Source organism: Vibrio sp. V08_P9A1T1 (genome assembly GCF_963874405.1).
GTDB lineage: Bacteria > Pseudomonadota > Gammaproteobacteria > Enterobacterales > Vibrionaceae > Vibrio > Vibrio anguillarum.
In genome coordinates this window covers 1-16152 of the sequence record NZ_CAWNIB010000289.1, presented here as the reverse complement: position 1 = coordinate 16152, position 16152 = coordinate 1, and the positions used below count along the sequence as shown (strand labels likewise).

Here is a 16152-nt window from a genome sequence, read left to right as displayed (position 1 = left end):
CAGCTTGGATTGTATTGATCGTAAACGGACTACTGCTTGTGAGAGGATGCAATGAAACTGATCAACGCGATAATTAAACCATTTAAGTTAGACGATGTGCGTGAAGCTTTGGCCGATGTCGGCATCGAAGGGATGACGGTTTCCGAAGTGAAAGGCTTTGGTCGCCAAAAAGGGCACACCGAGCTCTACCGAGGCGCGGAATATCAAGTCGATTTTCTGCCTAAAGTGAAATTAGAAATAGCGACACAAGCTGAAAATGTCGATCGCGTGATAGAGGCGATTATCAAAGCGGCGCACACCGGAAAAATTGGTGACGGAAAAATTTTTGTGTATGACCTCAGCCAAGCTGTGCGTATTCGTACTGGCGAAATGGACAGTGAAGCACTGTAAAGATTCAAAGGATTGGAGATAACCATTATGGAATTAGCAGCAACGGTAACAGAGCTACGTTACGCACTCGATACGTTTTTTTTCTTGATTTCGGGTGCGTTGGTGATGTGGATGGCGGCTGGCTTTGCCATGCTAGAGGCGGGTTTAGTCCGTTCTAAAAACACCACTGAAATTTTAACCAAAAACTTTTGTTTGTACGCGATTGCCTGTACCACGTATTTAGTGGTTGGTTACAACATTATGTATGTTGATAACGCAGAAGCAGGCTGGCTGCCTTCATTCGGCTCCTTGATGGGTAGCCAAGCAGAAGGCGCGGATCACTCCCTTGAATCAGACTTTTTCTTCCAAGTGGTGTTTGTTGCAACCGCGATGTCGGTGGTTTCTGGCGCTGTCGCTGAGCGAATGAAATTGTGGTCGTTCCTTATTTTTTCCGTCATTTTGACCGCATTTATTTACCCAATGGAAGGCTATTGGACTTGGGGCGGTGGCTTTCTTTCTGCTGCCGGTTTCAGTGATTTTGCCGGCTCTGGTATTGTTCACTTAGCGGGTGCATCGGCGGCGCTAGCTGGGGTCATCTTGTTGGGAGCACGTAAAGGTAAATACGGTAAAAATGGTGAAATTTACCCTATTCCGGGCTCCAACATGCCACTTGCGACTTTGGGTACATTTATCCTGTGGTTTGGCTGGTTTGGTTTTAACGGTGGTTCACAACTAATGCTGTCTGATTTTGAAAATGCGACAGCGGTTGGTCAGATTTTCCTCAACACCAATGCCGCTGCAGCAGCGGGTTCTATCGCGGCTTTATTAGTGTGTAAAACCACTTGGGGTAAAGCGGATCTAACCATGGTGCTTAACGGTGCGTTGGCCGGGTTAGTGGCCATTACCGCTGATCCTCTCTCTCCATCACCATTGTATGCGGTAGCGATTGGTGCTGTAGCGGGTGTGTTAGTGGTGTTTAGCATTATTGCCCTTGATAAAGTGAAAATTGACGATCCTGTGGGCGCAATTTCGGTACATGGCGTATGTGGTTTGTTCGGTTTAATGGTTGTGCCAATCAGCAATACTGATGCGACTTTTGGCGCTCAACTACTTGGAGCCGCAGTAATTTTCGCTTGGGTATTTGGTGCAAGTCTTGTGGTTTGGGGCATTCTGAAGGCAACGATAGGCATTCGAGTTTCGGAAGAAGAAGAATTAGAAGGGATGGATATGCACGACTGTGGGGTGGGGGCCTACCCAGAATTCGTGACAATAAAGTAATATTTCCTTACAGATAACCTACCTAAAAACCTGCCGATTAAGGCAGGTTTTTTTATAGATTGAATTGTTTTTCAATCTATCATCAATATAATAACGAAACTGATAAACATTATCATTACCAATTTTAAAGGGAACTAGAAATGAAGAAACTGCTTACTCTGTCTGCGATGGCATGTAGTGTGATGGCTCCGAGCGCGATGGCGGCAGAGGAGGTCAACGTTTACTCATACCGCCAACCATTTTTGATTGAGCCGATGTTTAAAGAGTTCACTCAACAAACGGGCATTAAAGTGAATGTGAAGTTTGCGAAAGAAGGGATTGCTGAGAAATTGGTACAAGAGGGTGAGTACAGCCCTGCTGACGTGATTTTAACCTCAGAATTTAGCCGTCTTTTTGAGTTATCTGAAAAAGGTTTAGTCCAAGCGGTGGATAACAAAACCATTGAAACTAACATTCCTGCCCAATATCGCGATAGCGCAGATGAGTGGTTTGCACTAACAATACGTACCCGTAGCGTCTACTCATCACGCGATCGCGTAGGCAAGCTGGGTGATGACTTCAACTACGCTGACCTCGCGAAGCCTGAATTTAAAGGCAAAATCTGTACTCGTAGTGGTAAGCACCCTTACAACGTGGCGCTGGTTGCATCCATGATTGCAGAGCAAGGCGAAGCGAGCACTAAAGTTTGGCTTGAAGGTGTCAAAGCAAATTTAGCACGTAAGCCTCAAGGTAATGATCGTGACCAAGTTAAAGCGATTAAAGAAGGTTTGTGTGATGTCTCATTGGGTAATAGCTATTATTTAGGGAAAATGTTAGCTGATGAGAAGCAAAAATCATGGGCTGAAGCCGTCTACATCAACTTCCCCGGCCAGAATGCGCAAGGCACGCATGTTAACGTGAGTGGTATGGCGATGGCGAAGTACGCGCCTAACAAAGAAAACGCAGTTAAGCTGATGGAGTTTTTGACCAGCGATAAAGCACAGCACATGTACGCTGACGTCAACTTTGAATACCCAGTAAAAGCAGGTGTTGAGCGTTCTGCACTAGTCGCTTCATGGGGTGATTTTAAAGCGGATCCACTGCCGCTCGAAAAAATTGCCGACAATCATGCCGCGGCAATTAAGCTGCTTGATGAAGTGAAATTTGACCTTTAATCGGTTCTAGGGGTATAACAGTGCCCCTATTCTATTGAAGGGGCATGAGATGTATTTGCAAACGCATTTATGTGTCAGTAAGCCTTATTGTAATTAGGCAATGAAAGAAAAAAATACATTATGGAAAACCAGTAGTGCCAGTGTCACTGTGCTACTGGTTTTGCCGATCTTAGCCATCTTTATTACCGCTGCGGGACAAAGTGATGAGGTTTTTTCTCATCTCATGTCAACCGTGATGCCCACCTATACCTTTAATACCGTCGTATTAACGTTCAGTGTGATGGGGCTTTCTTTGCTATTTGGCATTCCCAGTGCTTGGTTAATGGCGATGTGTAAGCTGCCTACCGAACGCATTTTACAATGGGCTTTGGTGTTACCACTTGCGATGCCCGGCTACATTATTGGTTACATCTTTACCGGTTGGTTTGACTACGCAGGCCCAGTGCAAGTGTTACTTAGAGATCTTACGGGTTGGGGCGCAGGTGATTACTGGTTTCCCGACATTCGCAGTTTGGGCGGGGCAAGCATTGTGCTTGCGCTGGTGCTTTATCCATATGTTTACCTACTGTGCCGTGCAGCATTCATGGAACAGAACGTCTCCTTATTGCAATCCGCTCGTCTATTAAAATGCTCTCCGTGGCAGAGTTTTCGTCTGATTTCACTACCGCTTGCACGGCCCGCGATGGCGGTTGGCCTCTCCTTAGTGGCGATGGAAACGGTGGGAGATTTTGGTACGGTGAGTTACTTTGCCGTTAATACCCTAACGACTGCGGTGTATGACACTTGGCTCGGTTATTCTAATTTGAATGCGGCAGCGAAAATATCCGCCATCATGTTGGTGATTGTATTATTACTGCTGAGCGCAGAGCGCTATAGCCGTCGTAAACAGAAATTATTTCAAAGCCAATTTAACAGCCATGAAGATTTTCGCTATCAGTTGCAAGGGTGGAAAAAATGGGCCGCTTTGTGTTGGTGTTGGGGGCTAGTTGCGCTCGCGTTTCTTCTGCCTTTATTGCAGTTGGTCTCATTCGCTTATCACTATTTTGCGAAAAGTTGGACTTCGGAGTTCCAAGACTTTGCGATCAATAGCTTAACGGTTTCGTTGACGACAGCGCTGGTGGCGGTGTTGATTGCTTTGGTCGTGAATTTTTGCCATCGGTTGAACGCCAACGGGGTGACTTTAGCATTTATGCGCTTGTCTTCTATGGGGTATGCAGTTCCCGGAACCGTGCTAGCGATTGGTGTGATGGTTCCGGTGCTGTTTATGGATCATTGGGTCAATGATGTTGCTAAAGCGATGCAGTGGGGGCGACCGGGTCTTATCTTTTCTGGTTCGATGTTTGCTATTATTTTTGCTTTAGTGGTGCGTTTTTCGGCCGTGGCGATTGGTAGCATAGAAAGTAGCCTTAATAAAGTCTCACCTTCTTTGGATATGGCGGCTCGAACTATGGGTTATCGATCGAACGCTATGCTGTGGCGAGTTCATCTGCCATTGATCCGCCGTGGTACGCTTATCGCTGGGTTGTTGGTGTTTATTGAGTCAATGAAAGAGCTGAATGCCGCTTTGTTATTGCGTCCGTTCAATTTCGAAACCTTGGCGACCTATGTTTATAACTACGCATCGGATGAACAATTAGAAGTGGCTGCTTTGCCTGCGATACTCTTGGTCGCGGTTGGTTTAATTCCGCTTATCGTCGTTAACCGTTCACTGGAGCAAAATCACTGATGAGTTGTGCGCTGTCTATCCATGATTTGACTTGCAAATATGAAAACCAAACGGTTTTACAATCACTGTCGCTGGAAGTCAAACAGGGAGAAATCGTCTGTTTATTAGGAGCAAGTGGTTGTGGGAAAACGACCTTATTGAAAGCTATTGCGGGTTTGCTGCCGCTTAGCTCTGGGGTGATGAGCCTTAATTGTGTGACGATTGACGATGGTCAACATTGGTTGCCACCGGAAGCGCGAAACATAGGGATGATTTTCCAAGATTATGCGCTATTTCCTCACTTAACTGTTGCGGAAAATATCGCGTTTGGATTGCGTCAACTCTCTCAAACCGAGCGCAAAGCAAAAGTCGAAGAGATGTTGGCATTAGTGCATTTAGCGGAGCTGGGGGATCGTTATCCTCATCAACTATCAGGTGGGCAGCAGCAGCGAGTGGCGATTGCTCGCTCCTTGGCGTATAAACCGGATCTGCTACTGCTTGATGAGCCGTTTTCCAACATCGATACCCAAGTTCGCCATGAGTTGATCGGTGAAATTCGCAACATTTTTAAAAAGCAGGGTGTGACGGCTATTTTTGTGACCCATAGCCGCGAAGAAGCTTTTGCTTTTGCTGATAAAATGGCGGTAATGAACCACGGTGTCATTGAGCAATATGGCACCGCATCAGAGCTGTACTACCAACCGTCGAGTAAATTTGTGGCCGATTTCTTAGGTGGTGGAAGTTACTTAAGCGCCAAACGAATTTCAGAATGGCAATTTGAGACCGATTTAGGTGTGGTTGACGCCAAAGCTCAGCAACCCATTGAGCTTGAAGCTAAATGCGAATTACTACTGCGGCCACAACACATTCAAATTAGTGCGCAGCAAGAGAGCAAAGTCCGCGTGTTAGAGCAGCAATTTATGGGCGATCACTGCCGTTATGTGATTGATGCGTATGGCAGTAAGTTGCTGGCGAGTTCTTCACAGCCGTTGAGCGTTGGGCAAAATGTTGCAGTCAGTATTGATACGCAAGGTGTGTTGGCTTTTTAAAAAAAGCCCGGCGTGACGCCGGGCAAGTGTTCTTCATCGATATACCTACAACCTCTTCATACTGTGCGGGTATAGCGACTCAAATTTGAGTCGAAGTGGGTAAAAGCTATAACGATAGAAAATCTTTCACCTGTTGAAGAACACGTTCTGCAGTGTCTTTATCCGCCATTTCGGCAAAAATGCGTAGCAATGGTTCAGTACCAGAGAAACGAGCAATAACCCAGCCGCCGTTTTTGAAGTAGACTTTGGCTCCGTCTTCGTAACTGACTTTCTCAATCTCATACTCAAATTGAGGCAACTGTTTCTCAACGTAAATTTTGTTATACAACGACTCTTTTTGTGCGGCTTTAAATTTGCAGTCACCTTCTGCGGTGTAGGCGTAACCGTATTTCGCGTAAATCTCCCCCAGTAATTCGGAGAGTTTTTTACCTGTCACGCTGATCATTTCAACCAACAAACTCGATGCAAAAACCCCATCTTTACCTTTGATGTGTCCACGAATGGTTAAACCGCCGGAGCTTTCACCACCAATCAGTGAATCATCCGCTTCCATTTGTGAGCTGATGTGTTTAAAGCCAACGGGGACTTCAAAACTTTTCTCATCGTGGTCAGCGGCAATTTTATCCAGTAGGTGGGTGGTGGCGATGTTACGCACCACGGATCCTTTCCAGCCCTTATATTCAAGCAGGTAGTAGTAAAGCAGGATCAGTACTTCATTAGGATGGATGAAGTTGCCTTTCTCATCAATAATACCAAGTCGGTCTGCATCACCGTCGGTACCTATCCCAATATCGTAACCTTCTGCGGCCACTAAATGTTTGAGACGATAAAGAGTCGCTGCATTAGGGGAAGGCATTAAACCGCCAAAATCGGGGTTTTTGCCATCATTGATCACATCCACATCGCAGCGGCCATTGATCAAAACCGTCTGCAATGCATTTTTCGCGACGCCAAACATAGGGTCAATCAACACACGTAGGTTGGCTTTTTTGATCGCTTCAATGTCGATAAAGTTGATGATTGAATCGACAAACTCATTCATTGGATTGATGATGACGATCGATTTATCTTGCAGCGCTTGTTCAAATTCGACGTGTTTTACATCGGCAAGCGTCAGTGACGCGATTTGTTGTTCAATCTTTTGCGTGATCACCTCATCAGCGTCTCGTCCACCTTCAATGAACACTTTAATGCCGTTGTAGTCCGCAGGGTTGTGGGATGCCGTAATACACGCCGAATAGGCGCAATTCATTTCTTTGGCCTTGAACATCACAATAGGGGTAGGAACAAACTTATCGATAAAGCTTACCACCACGCCATTCGCTGCTAAGACTTGCGCAAACCAACGTGCGGCTTTGTCAGAAAGAAAGCGGCGGTCGTAGCCGATAACGAACCCGTTGTTAGCCACATTTTCGTGGTTAATGATGTTGGCAAGTGATTGAGCCACTAGACAGACGTTGTCTTTGGTAAACTCTTCACCAATAAAGGCGCGCCAGCCACCTGTACCAAATTTGATCATAATAAAATCCTTGTGGGACGAATGTTGAGCCTCAGCTCCTTCGCGCTGAGGCCCAAATCGCGTTAACCGAGAATAACCACTACATCGTTGACACTGCCTTGTGCCATGACAGGAATCACGCCTTCTACTGCTTCGCCATTCACTGTGATTGTTTTCACCCCTTTACTGACGGAGTTCGGGTTTTGCACTGTGATGTTGTAAGTCGCGCCGCGCCATTGGCGAGTGACTTCAAAACCAGGCCAATTGGTAGGAATGCATGGGTCGACGACGAGGCCATCAAAACCGACACGAACACCCAAAATGAAGTTGGTGACGGCAAAGTAGGCCCAACCAGACGTACCTGTTAACCATGGATGGTTCGCACGGCCGTGATCTTGGTGATCACGTCCCATAATGAACTGCACGTATGAGTAAGGTTCGGCAACGCGCTTTTCAATGATGTCGTTTTGGTTATAAGGGTTTAATGCGTCGTAGAACTTCATGGCTCGATCACCACGGCCAAGCTTCGTTTCTGCAACCCATGCCCAAGGGTTTGGATGTGAGAAAATAGCGCCATTTTCTTTAACACCTTGATAAACACGAGTAACGAAACCGATGTCATCATTAGGGGTTGAGAAGGAAGGTGCGTTCAGATGTAGACCGTATTCGGAGAATAGATTCTCATCAACGGCATCCATCGCTTTTTCACCACGCTCTTGCGACACTGCGCCCGATAAGACGGCGAGTGTGTTTGATTCAAGATGAACTCGACCTTCAGTTTGCTGAGCGGTTCCTATCTTGTCGCCATTTTTCGTCAGGCCACGGATATACCAGCCGCCTTCTTCATCCCAAAGGTGAGTTTCACAAGCTTCACGTACGTTCGCCGCCATTTCGGTATATTTCGCAACATCCTCTGCATTGTCACGGTATTTTGCAAGGTCGATAAACTCTTGCAGCGCCCAAAAGTGGAGGAAAGAAACCATAGATGATTCGCCACCACCTAAGTTCAAGCAGTCGTTCCAGTCAGCGCGTAAGCCTTTGCAGATACCTGTTTGCCCTACGTATTCTGCCGAGAAGTTAAGCGCCGCCTTCATGTGTTCGTAAACCGTTGCATTACCACCATCGGCGTAAGGGATCACTTCATCAAAGAAGGATGTTTCACCCGTTTCCATCACGTATTTACAGATGGTTGGAACGAGCCAGAGATGATCGTCAGAACAGGTATCTTCAATGCCATGGATCTTATCTTCATCACTTGGCGTTGGTACAACGGTTGGTGATTTTGATGGTTTGACATCCGCTTTTTCCGGATCAAACCAGTCAGGATCAAATAGGTGTAGGCCATAGCCCGCTTTGACTTGACCACGAAGCAGATCAACCAAGCGTTTACGGGTCATCTTCGGGTTTGCGTGCGGTACTGAAATGGCATCTTGCGCCGTATCACGGTAACCAAGGCCAGTACGACCGCCCACTTCAATGAAAGAGGCAAAGCGAGACCACACCACACACGTTTCCGCTTGATAAAGCGTCCAAGTGTTGATCATGGTATCAAGGCCTTCATTCGGTGATTTTACTTGGAATTTCGCACAACGTTCATCCCAATGCGCTTTGATCCCAGCAAAAGCAGCATCGACATTAGCCAAGTCTTGGTACTTAGCACGCAAACGCGCGCCATTGCCTTTACCAATTCCCAAAATATAAGCAAAGCGAACTTCCTCGCCCGGTTGGATCACAAATTGTTTGTGCAGCGAACCGCAATGGTTGTAGCAGGTTTGCGCGCTGTTCGAGCAGTGACCACGTTCTACTGCAATGGGATTGGCTTCGTCACGATACAAGCCGAGGAAGGTATCGCGTTGTCCATCATAAGAGTCTGGATCAAACGTCGAGGCTAAGTAGTAAAAGCCTTCGAAATCATTGGTGTTGTAGTAAAGATCGTACTCAATCACACCCGCGTGATAAGCGGTACCTGCAGAGTAAAGCGACATCTGATGGTTTTGGTTATCGGATTGAATGTGACTAAAAGAGAATTCAACAAACGAAAAAGCGCTGATAGTGCGAGTCTCAGTGGAATCGTTTTTAATGACGACATCCCAAATTTCAGCATCTTCGCCTTTCGGTACAAAGAGAGTTTTAGTGGCAGTAATGCCGCTGTATTCACATTTGAATTTGGAGTAAGAGAGGCCGTGGCGGACTTCATACTTCGCTTCTTCTAAGCTTTTTGCTACGGGTTGCCAAGAAATAGACCAATAGTCGCCAGTTGCATCGTCACGTAAGTAAACATAGTGCCCCGGGCGATCAAAAGAAGCGTTCGGGCGAAATTTGGTAACACGGTTATATTCTGGTGAATTGTAAAAAGAGTAACCGCCCGCGTTATGAGAGATCACGGTGCAGAATTTTTCTGTCCCTAAGTAGTTGGTCCAAGGCGCTGGAACGTCAGGGCGTGTGATGACATATTCACGATTGTCGTTATCGAAATAGCCGTATTTCATTGTCATTTCCTTTTAAACAAACTGCGTCTTTTGCAGCCAAAAATTATGCTAGTGAAAACCAAGGAGAGGTAATGCCGACTCCAAGTGTTGTGTTTATTTCCATGGTGCTCGGTAACGGATGCCTTGCTTGTCCAACATAGGCAGATGTCCTTTGAGCCGTGACAGATAATCTTGCCAATCACGATGCACTTTATGGGTCCATCCTGCTTCGGCGAGTGCAGTTAAGCGTGGGTAAATCATGTATTCCATACGCTGTGGGTTATTGATTAATTCACACCATAAAGCGCACTGAATACCGAGAATTCGCTTACGGAGTGGATCGTTTTCGGGCACTTCGGCTAAAGGTTCATAGCGATAGGCTTTTTCTAATGGGGTAACACCAGCCCAGTCAACGCCCGGTTCTTCTGGCGCATAATCTTGAGCAATATCCAGATACGTGTACTGACCGGGTTGTAAAATTACATCAAACCCTTGTTTCGCGCAGTTCAATGCCGCCGCTTCAGAAAGCCAAGAGTAGATAACGGTATCTTTACTGACCTTATTGCCATGATGTGCTTCTTCCCAGCCGACCATGCGCTTGCCAAGCGTACGCAGTTTTTGTTCGGCATAACGTAATAAGTGTCCTTGTAATTCTTTGGCCTCGGTATAGCTATTGTCAGCCATCAGTTGTTGACATTTAGGGCTGTTAATCCAGACCCCATCGGGCACTTCGTCGGCACCAATATGGATAAAGGGGGATGGAAATAGCTCAGAGACTTCTTGCAAGACGATATCTAAGAACTCATACGTGCCTTCAAGGGCGGGGGAGAGGACGTTATCGTTGTAATATTGAATGCTGCGATAGTGTGATTGATCCTCTTTATCGGCCAGCAGATGAGGCAGAGATTTGATCGCGGCGCGGCAATGTCCGGGAACATCAATTTCAGGGATCACTGTGATACCACGTTCTTGAGCGTATGCGATAACCTCTTTGATCTCTTGTTGTGTATAGAAACCACCGTGGCGCTGCGTTAACAAGCTGTATTGAGGTTCGAGCACTTCATCAATCCCTCGCCATGCACCGATTTTGGTGAGTTGTGGCAGTGCTTTAATTTCGATACGCCATCCTTCGTCATCGGTCAAATGCCAATGGAACGTATTGAATTTGTAATGCGCTAATTGGTTAATAAGCCGCTTAACTGTCTCGATTCCATGAAAATGGCGCGCACAATCGAGCATCATGCCTCGGTACTTAAAGCGTGGCGCATCATTGATTTTGACGCAGGGGACTAACCACGATTGATCTTGAACTTGAATCAACTGCAACAGGGTCGCGCTAGCATACATAAAGCCTTGATGGCCACTCGCCTCTAAGCGAATGCCGGTACGATCGACGTTGAGTTGATACGCGCCCTCGTCAAAGGTCGGGTTAGTGCGGTAGATAATATCAGCGCTGCCAATGGGTTTGGGCTGAAAATCAAATATACGGTTGAGTTCCTGTTGTAACCAAGTCGCAGCTTGCTCAGCGCACGTGGATTGCAAGGTAATCTGGCTCGAAGTTGTTAAGGTGCAATGCCCTGTGCCGGATTCAATCTTGTTTGGTAATGGAATGAGACTGAGGCTCGCGGCTTCTGTTGTGGGTATTTCACTGCGCTCACGATAAGGCGAGGCGAGAGCAATCGGAGTTACGATCACATCATGACGTTCGATCGGTTGCTCACCATTGCATTGAACAAAAGCGTGCTTTACGCCATCAGTGTAAAAATGGAAAGGGGCGGTTTTGATGCTAAATTCACAGTAAAAATGTGAGTTTGCAGCAAGCACGGTCATATCTGGCGTTAATGAGCAGAAACTGCCTATTTGCACTACGTTGCCATGGGTGATGCTGTCTGGCTGAATGAAGCGATCAATCACAAAATGTAACGACCAGTCTTTTAGGTCTTGATCGCTTAAGTTATGGAACGTTAAACCAAAACGGCAAAATTGCTTCTGTTCTGAGAGTACCGCAAAGTCAATTCGATAGCTCATAGTGATTCCTTAATACAAATTATGCTCGGCTTTGCCGGCAAACATAATCGCGCCTTCGATAGCGTCGAATTGAGGTTGAACAATCCACTGCTGTACCGGTGGAGAAAGCCAATACAAGATACGCTCTGCAATGCTACCCATGAGGCAGATCCGCTTGGCTCCTTTGTTATGAAGAGCGACAAGAAACATTTCGATGTCTGCCGCGGTTTGTTTGAGAAGCTCTATCGCCAGCGCATCACCTTGTTGCGCTAGAGAAAAAATAACGGGAGAGAACTGGCCATAGTCTCGTGGGAGTGCGTTTTTTGACCATTCGACAATCTGATCAACATCGTGGTTAAAATGTTGCATCACATGAGCGCTTAATAATGAAGGCTCGCCGATGCCATCTGCAATGAGCAGCACGCGCTGGATTAGGCGTAAACCCATGATGGCACCACTGCCTTGATCGGATATGGGAAACTCTCGTCCACCCACCACATGCTGCTGCCCGGCGTGTAAAAATAGGCCACAAGAGCCCGTTCCCGCGATCATAATTGCGCCATCGTCGCCATTATGAGCACCAATACACGCACCGTAAGCATCTGTGTTGAGCGTTAGTGAAGCAAAAGGATGTGTCTGAGACATAAACGCATGCCATGCGGATTTTTGTTCTGCGCCAGCCAGAGCAAGACCCACGTGCATCTGAGCAAAATTCTCTTTCGTCAGCCCGCTTTGGTGCGCCGCTTGAGTAATTGCATCAATGATCGTCTGCATGGCAAGTTCCACACCCAATAAAATATTGGCGCTACCGCTTTTCGCTTCACCTAACAGCGCGCCTTGCTCGTTGCGGATGCGTGCGCGACATGATGTGCCGCCTCCATCAATACCGACATAATAAAAAGTCATGATTGCCTCTCTAAGTCTGGTGTTGAGAAGTGGCAAAACTGGGTTGTGATAGCCAGCAGATACCAAGCACCATGAGGAATCCATTGCTCAGCCCAACGCCAGTTTTGCAGCATGTCATCCTTCTGTTTCGCTGGGTTAAAAGCGATATCTTCTTCATCTTCAAAACCGCCTGTAATGCCATTACACACTCCCCCTTTGGCGTTAAAAAAGCCTAAATGGGGTAGGTAGTCTGGATTGTTGCGACCGTGCCCATCGAGCATGCACATATCGTATGGATTTAATCCGATAATCCAGTTCAATGCATTTTGTGCAAAGCGGGTTAAAGGGGCATGCAGATCTGCGTTGACGAAGGCTTGGGCGCGATAAGCCATACACGCGAGCGATCCTAAACGCGCATTTTCGCCTTGCCACCAGTAGCCGGATTCATTGTCGTGAGCGACAAAAAATGCGCAGCGTTTGTCGCCATTCACAGGTTTTACATATTGGCGTGGGTAGCCAAATGGGTTACTGACTTGATGAGTGATGGTGAGCTCAAAGCGGCAAGCATTCTCAATCACTTGAACGACCGATTGTTTGCGGTGTTCTTCTGTTTCAATCTCGAGATATTCGCACAGTGCAATCACTGGTAGCCCAGCTTCGGCGGCGTGATAATAAGGACGAGTGGCATCACTATTGGCTGCCCAATAATGAGCGATGTTAGCGTCGCTGTGTTGATAAGCGCATAACCTTTGTGCCCAAAGACGACACTCAACCAGATAATTTGCTTGATGAGTTGAGCGGTAGAGCTCAACCGATGCAAGCAGAGCGCAATAGGCATCAATGATGTTCTCTTCGCCATCGTCGAGATAGCGCGTGTTATTTTCTTTTAAATGCCAGTAACCATGCTCTGCCGCTGTTAAATAGTGTTCTGAGGTGAAATCACCGTGAACATCTAAACGTGCTGCCACCGCAAGAGCGGCAATCGCAATGCCTCCCCCTTGACGAAATCCGGCTTGATAATCGTCAGACTTGTGGCCTGATTGAGTGGCATAGGCGCAGATCTCTCGCTGCTTAATGTCCTTGCTCCATTTGTCAAAGACCGTTGTATAAAAGAACCCCTCGGAGTTTTGCATGCGGATCAGAAAATCAGCACCAAATAACGCCTCTTCCTTAAGGCGAGTGCGAGAAAATGCAGCAAAACTCGAGTGATGTTCTAGTTGTGCCAATCCCTTTAGCATATTCCAAACCACCATTGGGGTTTGTTGAGGGTTTAAATAGTTGGCGTAAGAAAGGTGACTCAGATACTTACTGACGTCACCGGAAGCGTCGTACCAGCCACCGTGTACATCGGCAGTGGTTGATGTACCAAGCAGTGGTACGAGCTTATCTTGCTGGTCGAAAATGCCACCACAACGTTGTGATTTGAAGTAGTGCAATACATCAGAAAACGTTTTTTTCATCAGTATCCCTTCACCAATTTCAAAAATAGGGGAGTGGGTATTTTCAAAACGCAGGTAATACTGTCCTGAAGTGGTGTATTGAGAAAAGTCGATCGTATAAAAGCTACCTAAATGCCAATGTGCGACTTTAGCTTGTGGTTCAACAACGAAAGTCGACACCGTTTGATGGCTGTTTGCACAAACAAGCAGGGCGATATCGGAAGAAACACGGAGCGTGTTACTCATTAGTATCGCCTGTTTTGGCCCTTGTGGCTCATAACCAATATGGTTAATCAGTAGCAGCATTAAACATCTCCAAGCCAGATCTTTGATTTCTCGCCAGCACTTAACCAGTTGAGGCATGTGCTGACTTTGTTTTATAGGTTTACCTAAGGTATTGAAGCCGATGAGGTTATGTCAGCGGCTTCAATCGCTTAAGGTGTGCGTTAGTGATTATTCAAATAAGTAACAACGAACAAAGTGGTTATCAGACAACTGAGTCACCGCTGGAAGTTGTTCACGACATTTGTCACTCGCCTGCATGCATCGACCAGCAAAAGGGCAGCCTGTTGATACTGGAGTCCAAAGTGGAATTTCGCCTTTGTTCCCTTTGAGCTTCTCGTGTATCGATTTACTAGGATCGGGTACTGCGGAAACCAATAGTTGAGTATATGGGTGCTGAGGATCGTGAATGATCTCTTCGGTATCGCCCCATTCCACCATATGTCCGACGTACATGACGGCTAAGTCTTCGGCGATGTAGCGTGCGGTGGCGATGTCGTGCGTGATATAAAGCAGCGACATCTGCTTTTCAAATTTCATCTCTTCCATCAGGTTGAGAACACCCGCACGAATCGACACATCCAACATGGAGGTTGGTTCATCAGCCAGTACCACTTCGGCACCAACCGCGATATTACGCGCTAAGTTGACACGTTGGCGCTGTCCACCAGACAACTGGTGCGGATATTTCGCGGCAGTTTCTTTTGGGGGAATAAGGCCGACTTGTTCCAGTAAATCGTGAACGCGTTCTTCTAACTCTCTCTTATTACCTGACGTCACTTTTTTATGGATAAGCAGTGGACGAGCAATATGATGAAAAATGGTATGAGTTGGGTTGAGTGAGCCAAACGGATCTTGCCATACCATCTGGACGCCTTCACGATAGTGCATCAGGTCACTGCGTGAAGTGATGTCTAAAATATCGCGTCCTTTGTATTCAATTACACCGGATGTTGGGGCGTACATTTTGGCAATCATTTTAGCGGTTGTTGATTTGCCAGAGCCTGATTCACCCACGACAGCCAAGCCGCGGCTTTTGAACATTTTGAACGATACGTCGTTGATCGCTCGCATCATAGGTTGTTTTAGGGTGTTACTGTTGATTGGAAAATCTTTAACTAGATTTTTCCCCTCAACCAGTAATTCACCGAAATTTTTGCTCATAATTGTCTCCAGAAATTTTTGTAATACAGCTTGTGCTCTACAGTTTCACTTGAGCAATTGGGTCACCGTAAAGGTGGCAACTGGAGAAGCGTCCAAGCTCTATTTGGCGCAAACTCGTTGGAATTTTGGTGCAAGCTTCATGTACGCGATCGCAACGAGCTTGGAAACGACAACCTTGAGGTATATCCAATAAGTTCAACGGGTTACCTGGTATTCCAGTTAACTTCGTTTTAGGGCCTGTCAGTGGAGGGAAAGAACTACCCAGCCCTTTGGTATAAGGGTGGAAAGGGCTTTCCAGAATCTGTTTAGAAGGAGCCACTTCAATTAATTCACCGGAATACATGATGCCAATCCGATCGGAGAACTCGACCATCAAGGACAAATCATGGGTGATGAACAAGATAGAGAAGCCAAACTCTTCTTTCAGCGCATAGATTTTTTGCAATATTTCACGTTGGACAACCACATCAAGTGCCGTAGTGGGCTCATCCATAATGATCATTTTAGGATTGAGCGCGAGAGCAATTGCAATCACCAAGCGCTGACGCATACCCCCAGAGAATTGGTGTGGGTAATCGTTTAAGCGACTTGGGTGAATATCGACAATTTCTAACAAACCTTCAGCGCGGCGTTTAGCTTGTTCACGAGTCATGTTGGTATGGCGCATGATCACGTCACAAAATTGCTCTTCCATCGTCAATACTGGGTTCAAAGCGTTCATCGCACTTTGAAACACCATCGACATTTGGCTCCAGCGAAAGGATTGCATGCGTTCATCGCTGTATTTAATGATATTTTCACCATTAAAAATCACTTCTCCACCAGTAATAAACGCGGGCGGCTTATGCAGACGC

At 46.6% G+C, this 16152-nt stretch carries 12 protein-coding genes; 5 read left to right on the top strand and 7 right to left on the bottom strand.

All coding sequences use genetic code 11. From position 1 onward, the window contains the following. Positions 1-51: 51 nt before the first annotated feature. The 5 genes from AACT21_RS14570 (at position 52) to AACT21_RS14550 (ending at position 5555) form a co-directional block, all read left to right on the top strand. Positions 52-390, top strand: a complete 339-nt coding sequence (locus tag AACT21_RS14570; protein ID WP_010317537.1) for a P-II family nitrogen regulator — start codon at positions 52-54, stop codon at positions 388-390. A gap of 27 nt (positions 391-417) precedes the next feature. Next, entirely contained in the window at positions 418-1647 is a 1230-nt protein-coding gene (locus AACT21_RS14565) for an ammonium transporter (RefSeq protein ID WP_029189899.1), read from the top strand. Between the two features lie 140 nt (positions 1648-1787). Then, positions 1788-2801 (top strand): Fe(3+) ABC transporter substrate-binding protein, encoded by a 1014-nt coding sequence (locus AACT21_RS14560; protein WP_013857651.1) that lies wholly within the window; start codon positions 1788-1790, stop codon positions 2799-2801. Positions 2802-2901: 100 nt separating this feature from the next. Then, positions 2902-4527: an ABC transporter permease gene (locus AACT21_RS14555; RefSeq protein ID WP_094164382.1), complete on the top strand. Its 1626-nt coding sequence runs from the start codon at positions 2902-2904 to the stop codon at positions 4525-4527. Next, positions 4527-5555, top strand: a complete 1029-nt coding sequence (locus AACT21_RS14550) for an ABC transporter ATP-binding protein (RefSeq protein ID WP_017048375.1) — start codon at positions 4527-4529, stop codon at positions 5553-5555. Before AACT21_RS14555 ends, AACT21_RS14550 begins: the two co-directional genes overlap by 1 nt. Positions 5556-5661: 106 nt before the next feature. Here AACT21_RS14550 and AACT21_RS14545 read toward each other — a convergent pair whose 3' ends face one another. From AACT21_RS14545 to AACT21_RS14515, 7 genes are all read right to left on the bottom strand, one after another. Next, positions 5662-7074, bottom strand: coding sequence for a phosphoglucomutase/phosphomannomutase family protein (locus tag AACT21_RS14545; protein ID WP_013857648.1), 1413 nt, complete (start codon positions 7072-7074; stop codon positions 5662-5664). 62 nt (positions 7075-7136) lie between these two features. Beyond that, positions 7137-9542, bottom strand: coding sequence for a GH36-type glycosyl hydrolase domain-containing protein (locus tag AACT21_RS14540; RefSeq protein WP_029189900.1), 2406 nt, complete (start codon positions 9540-9542; stop codon positions 7137-7139). Between the two features lie 93 nt (positions 9543-9635). After that, complete coding sequence (locus tag AACT21_RS14535; RefSeq protein WP_094164381.1) at positions 9636-11549, bottom strand: beta-N-acetylhexosaminidase; 1914 nt, start codon at positions 11547-11549, stop codon at positions 9636-9638. 9 nt (positions 11550-11558) lie between these two features. Beyond that, complete coding sequence (locus tag AACT21_RS14530) at positions 11559-12434, bottom strand: N-acetylglucosamine kinase (RefSeq protein ID WP_013857645.1); 876 nt, start codon at positions 12432-12434, stop codon at positions 11559-11561. Then, positions 12431-14158, bottom strand: coding sequence for a glycoside hydrolase family 9 protein (locus AACT21_RS14525; protein WP_094164380.1), 1728 nt, complete (start codon positions 14156-14158; stop codon positions 12431-12433). Before AACT21_RS14525 ends, AACT21_RS14530 begins: the two co-directional genes overlap by 4 nt. A 147-nt stretch (positions 14159-14305) precedes the next feature. Next, positions 14306-15298, bottom strand: a complete 993-nt coding sequence (locus AACT21_RS14520; protein ID WP_013857643.1) for an ABC transporter ATP-binding protein — start codon at positions 15296-15298, stop codon at positions 14306-14308. A 37-nt stretch (positions 15299-15335) separates the two neighbouring features. Further along, the coding region (locus AACT21_RS14515) for an ABC transporter ATP-binding protein (protein WP_094164379.1) at positions 15336-16152 on the bottom strand (817 nt) is incomplete at its 5' end.

Bases quoted from the DNA above. Each gene is read 5' to 3' on its own strand.
- AACT21_RS14540 (WP_029189900.1), bottom strand. From the start codon at position 9,542: ATGAAATACGGCTATTTCGATAACGACAATCGTGAATATGTCATCACA.
- AACT21_RS14520 (WP_013857643.1), bottom strand. From the start codon at position 15,298: ATGAGCAAAAATTTCGGTGAATTACTGGTTGAGGGGAAAAATCTAGTT.
- AACT21_RS14525 (WP_094164380.1), bottom strand. From the start codon at position 14,158: ATGCTGCTACTGATTAACCATATTGGTTATGAGCCACAAGGGCCAAAA.
- AACT21_RS14545 (WP_013857648.1), bottom strand. From the start codon at position 7,074: ATGATCAAATTTGGTACAGGTGGCTGGCGCGCCTTTATTGGTGAAGAG.
- AACT21_RS14535 (WP_094164381.1), bottom strand. From the start codon at position 11,549: ATGAGCTATCGAATTGACTTTGCGGTACTCTCAGAACAGAAGCAATTT.
- AACT21_RS14530 (WP_013857645.1), bottom strand. From the start codon at position 12,434: ATGACTTTTTATTATGTCGGTATTGATGGAGGCGGCACATCATGTCGC.
- AACT21_RS14560 (WP_013857651.1), top strand. From the start codon at position 1,788: ATGAAGAAACTGCTTACTCTGTCTGCGATGGCATGTAGTGTGATGGCT.
- AACT21_RS14565 (WP_029189899.1), top strand. From the start codon at position 418: ATGGAATTAGCAGCAACGGTAACAGAGCTACGTTACGCACTCGATACG.
- AACT21_RS14550 (WP_017048375.1), top strand. From the start codon at position 4,527: ATGAGTTGTGCGCTGTCTATCCATGATTTGACTTGCAAATATGAAAAC.
- AACT21_RS14555 (WP_094164382.1), top strand. From the start codon at position 2,902: ATGAAAGAAAAAAATACATTATGGAAAACCAGTAGTGCCAGTGTCACT.
- AACT21_RS14570 (WP_010317537.1), top strand. From the start codon at position 52: ATGAAACTGATCAACGCGATAATTAAACCATTTAAGTTAGACGATGTG.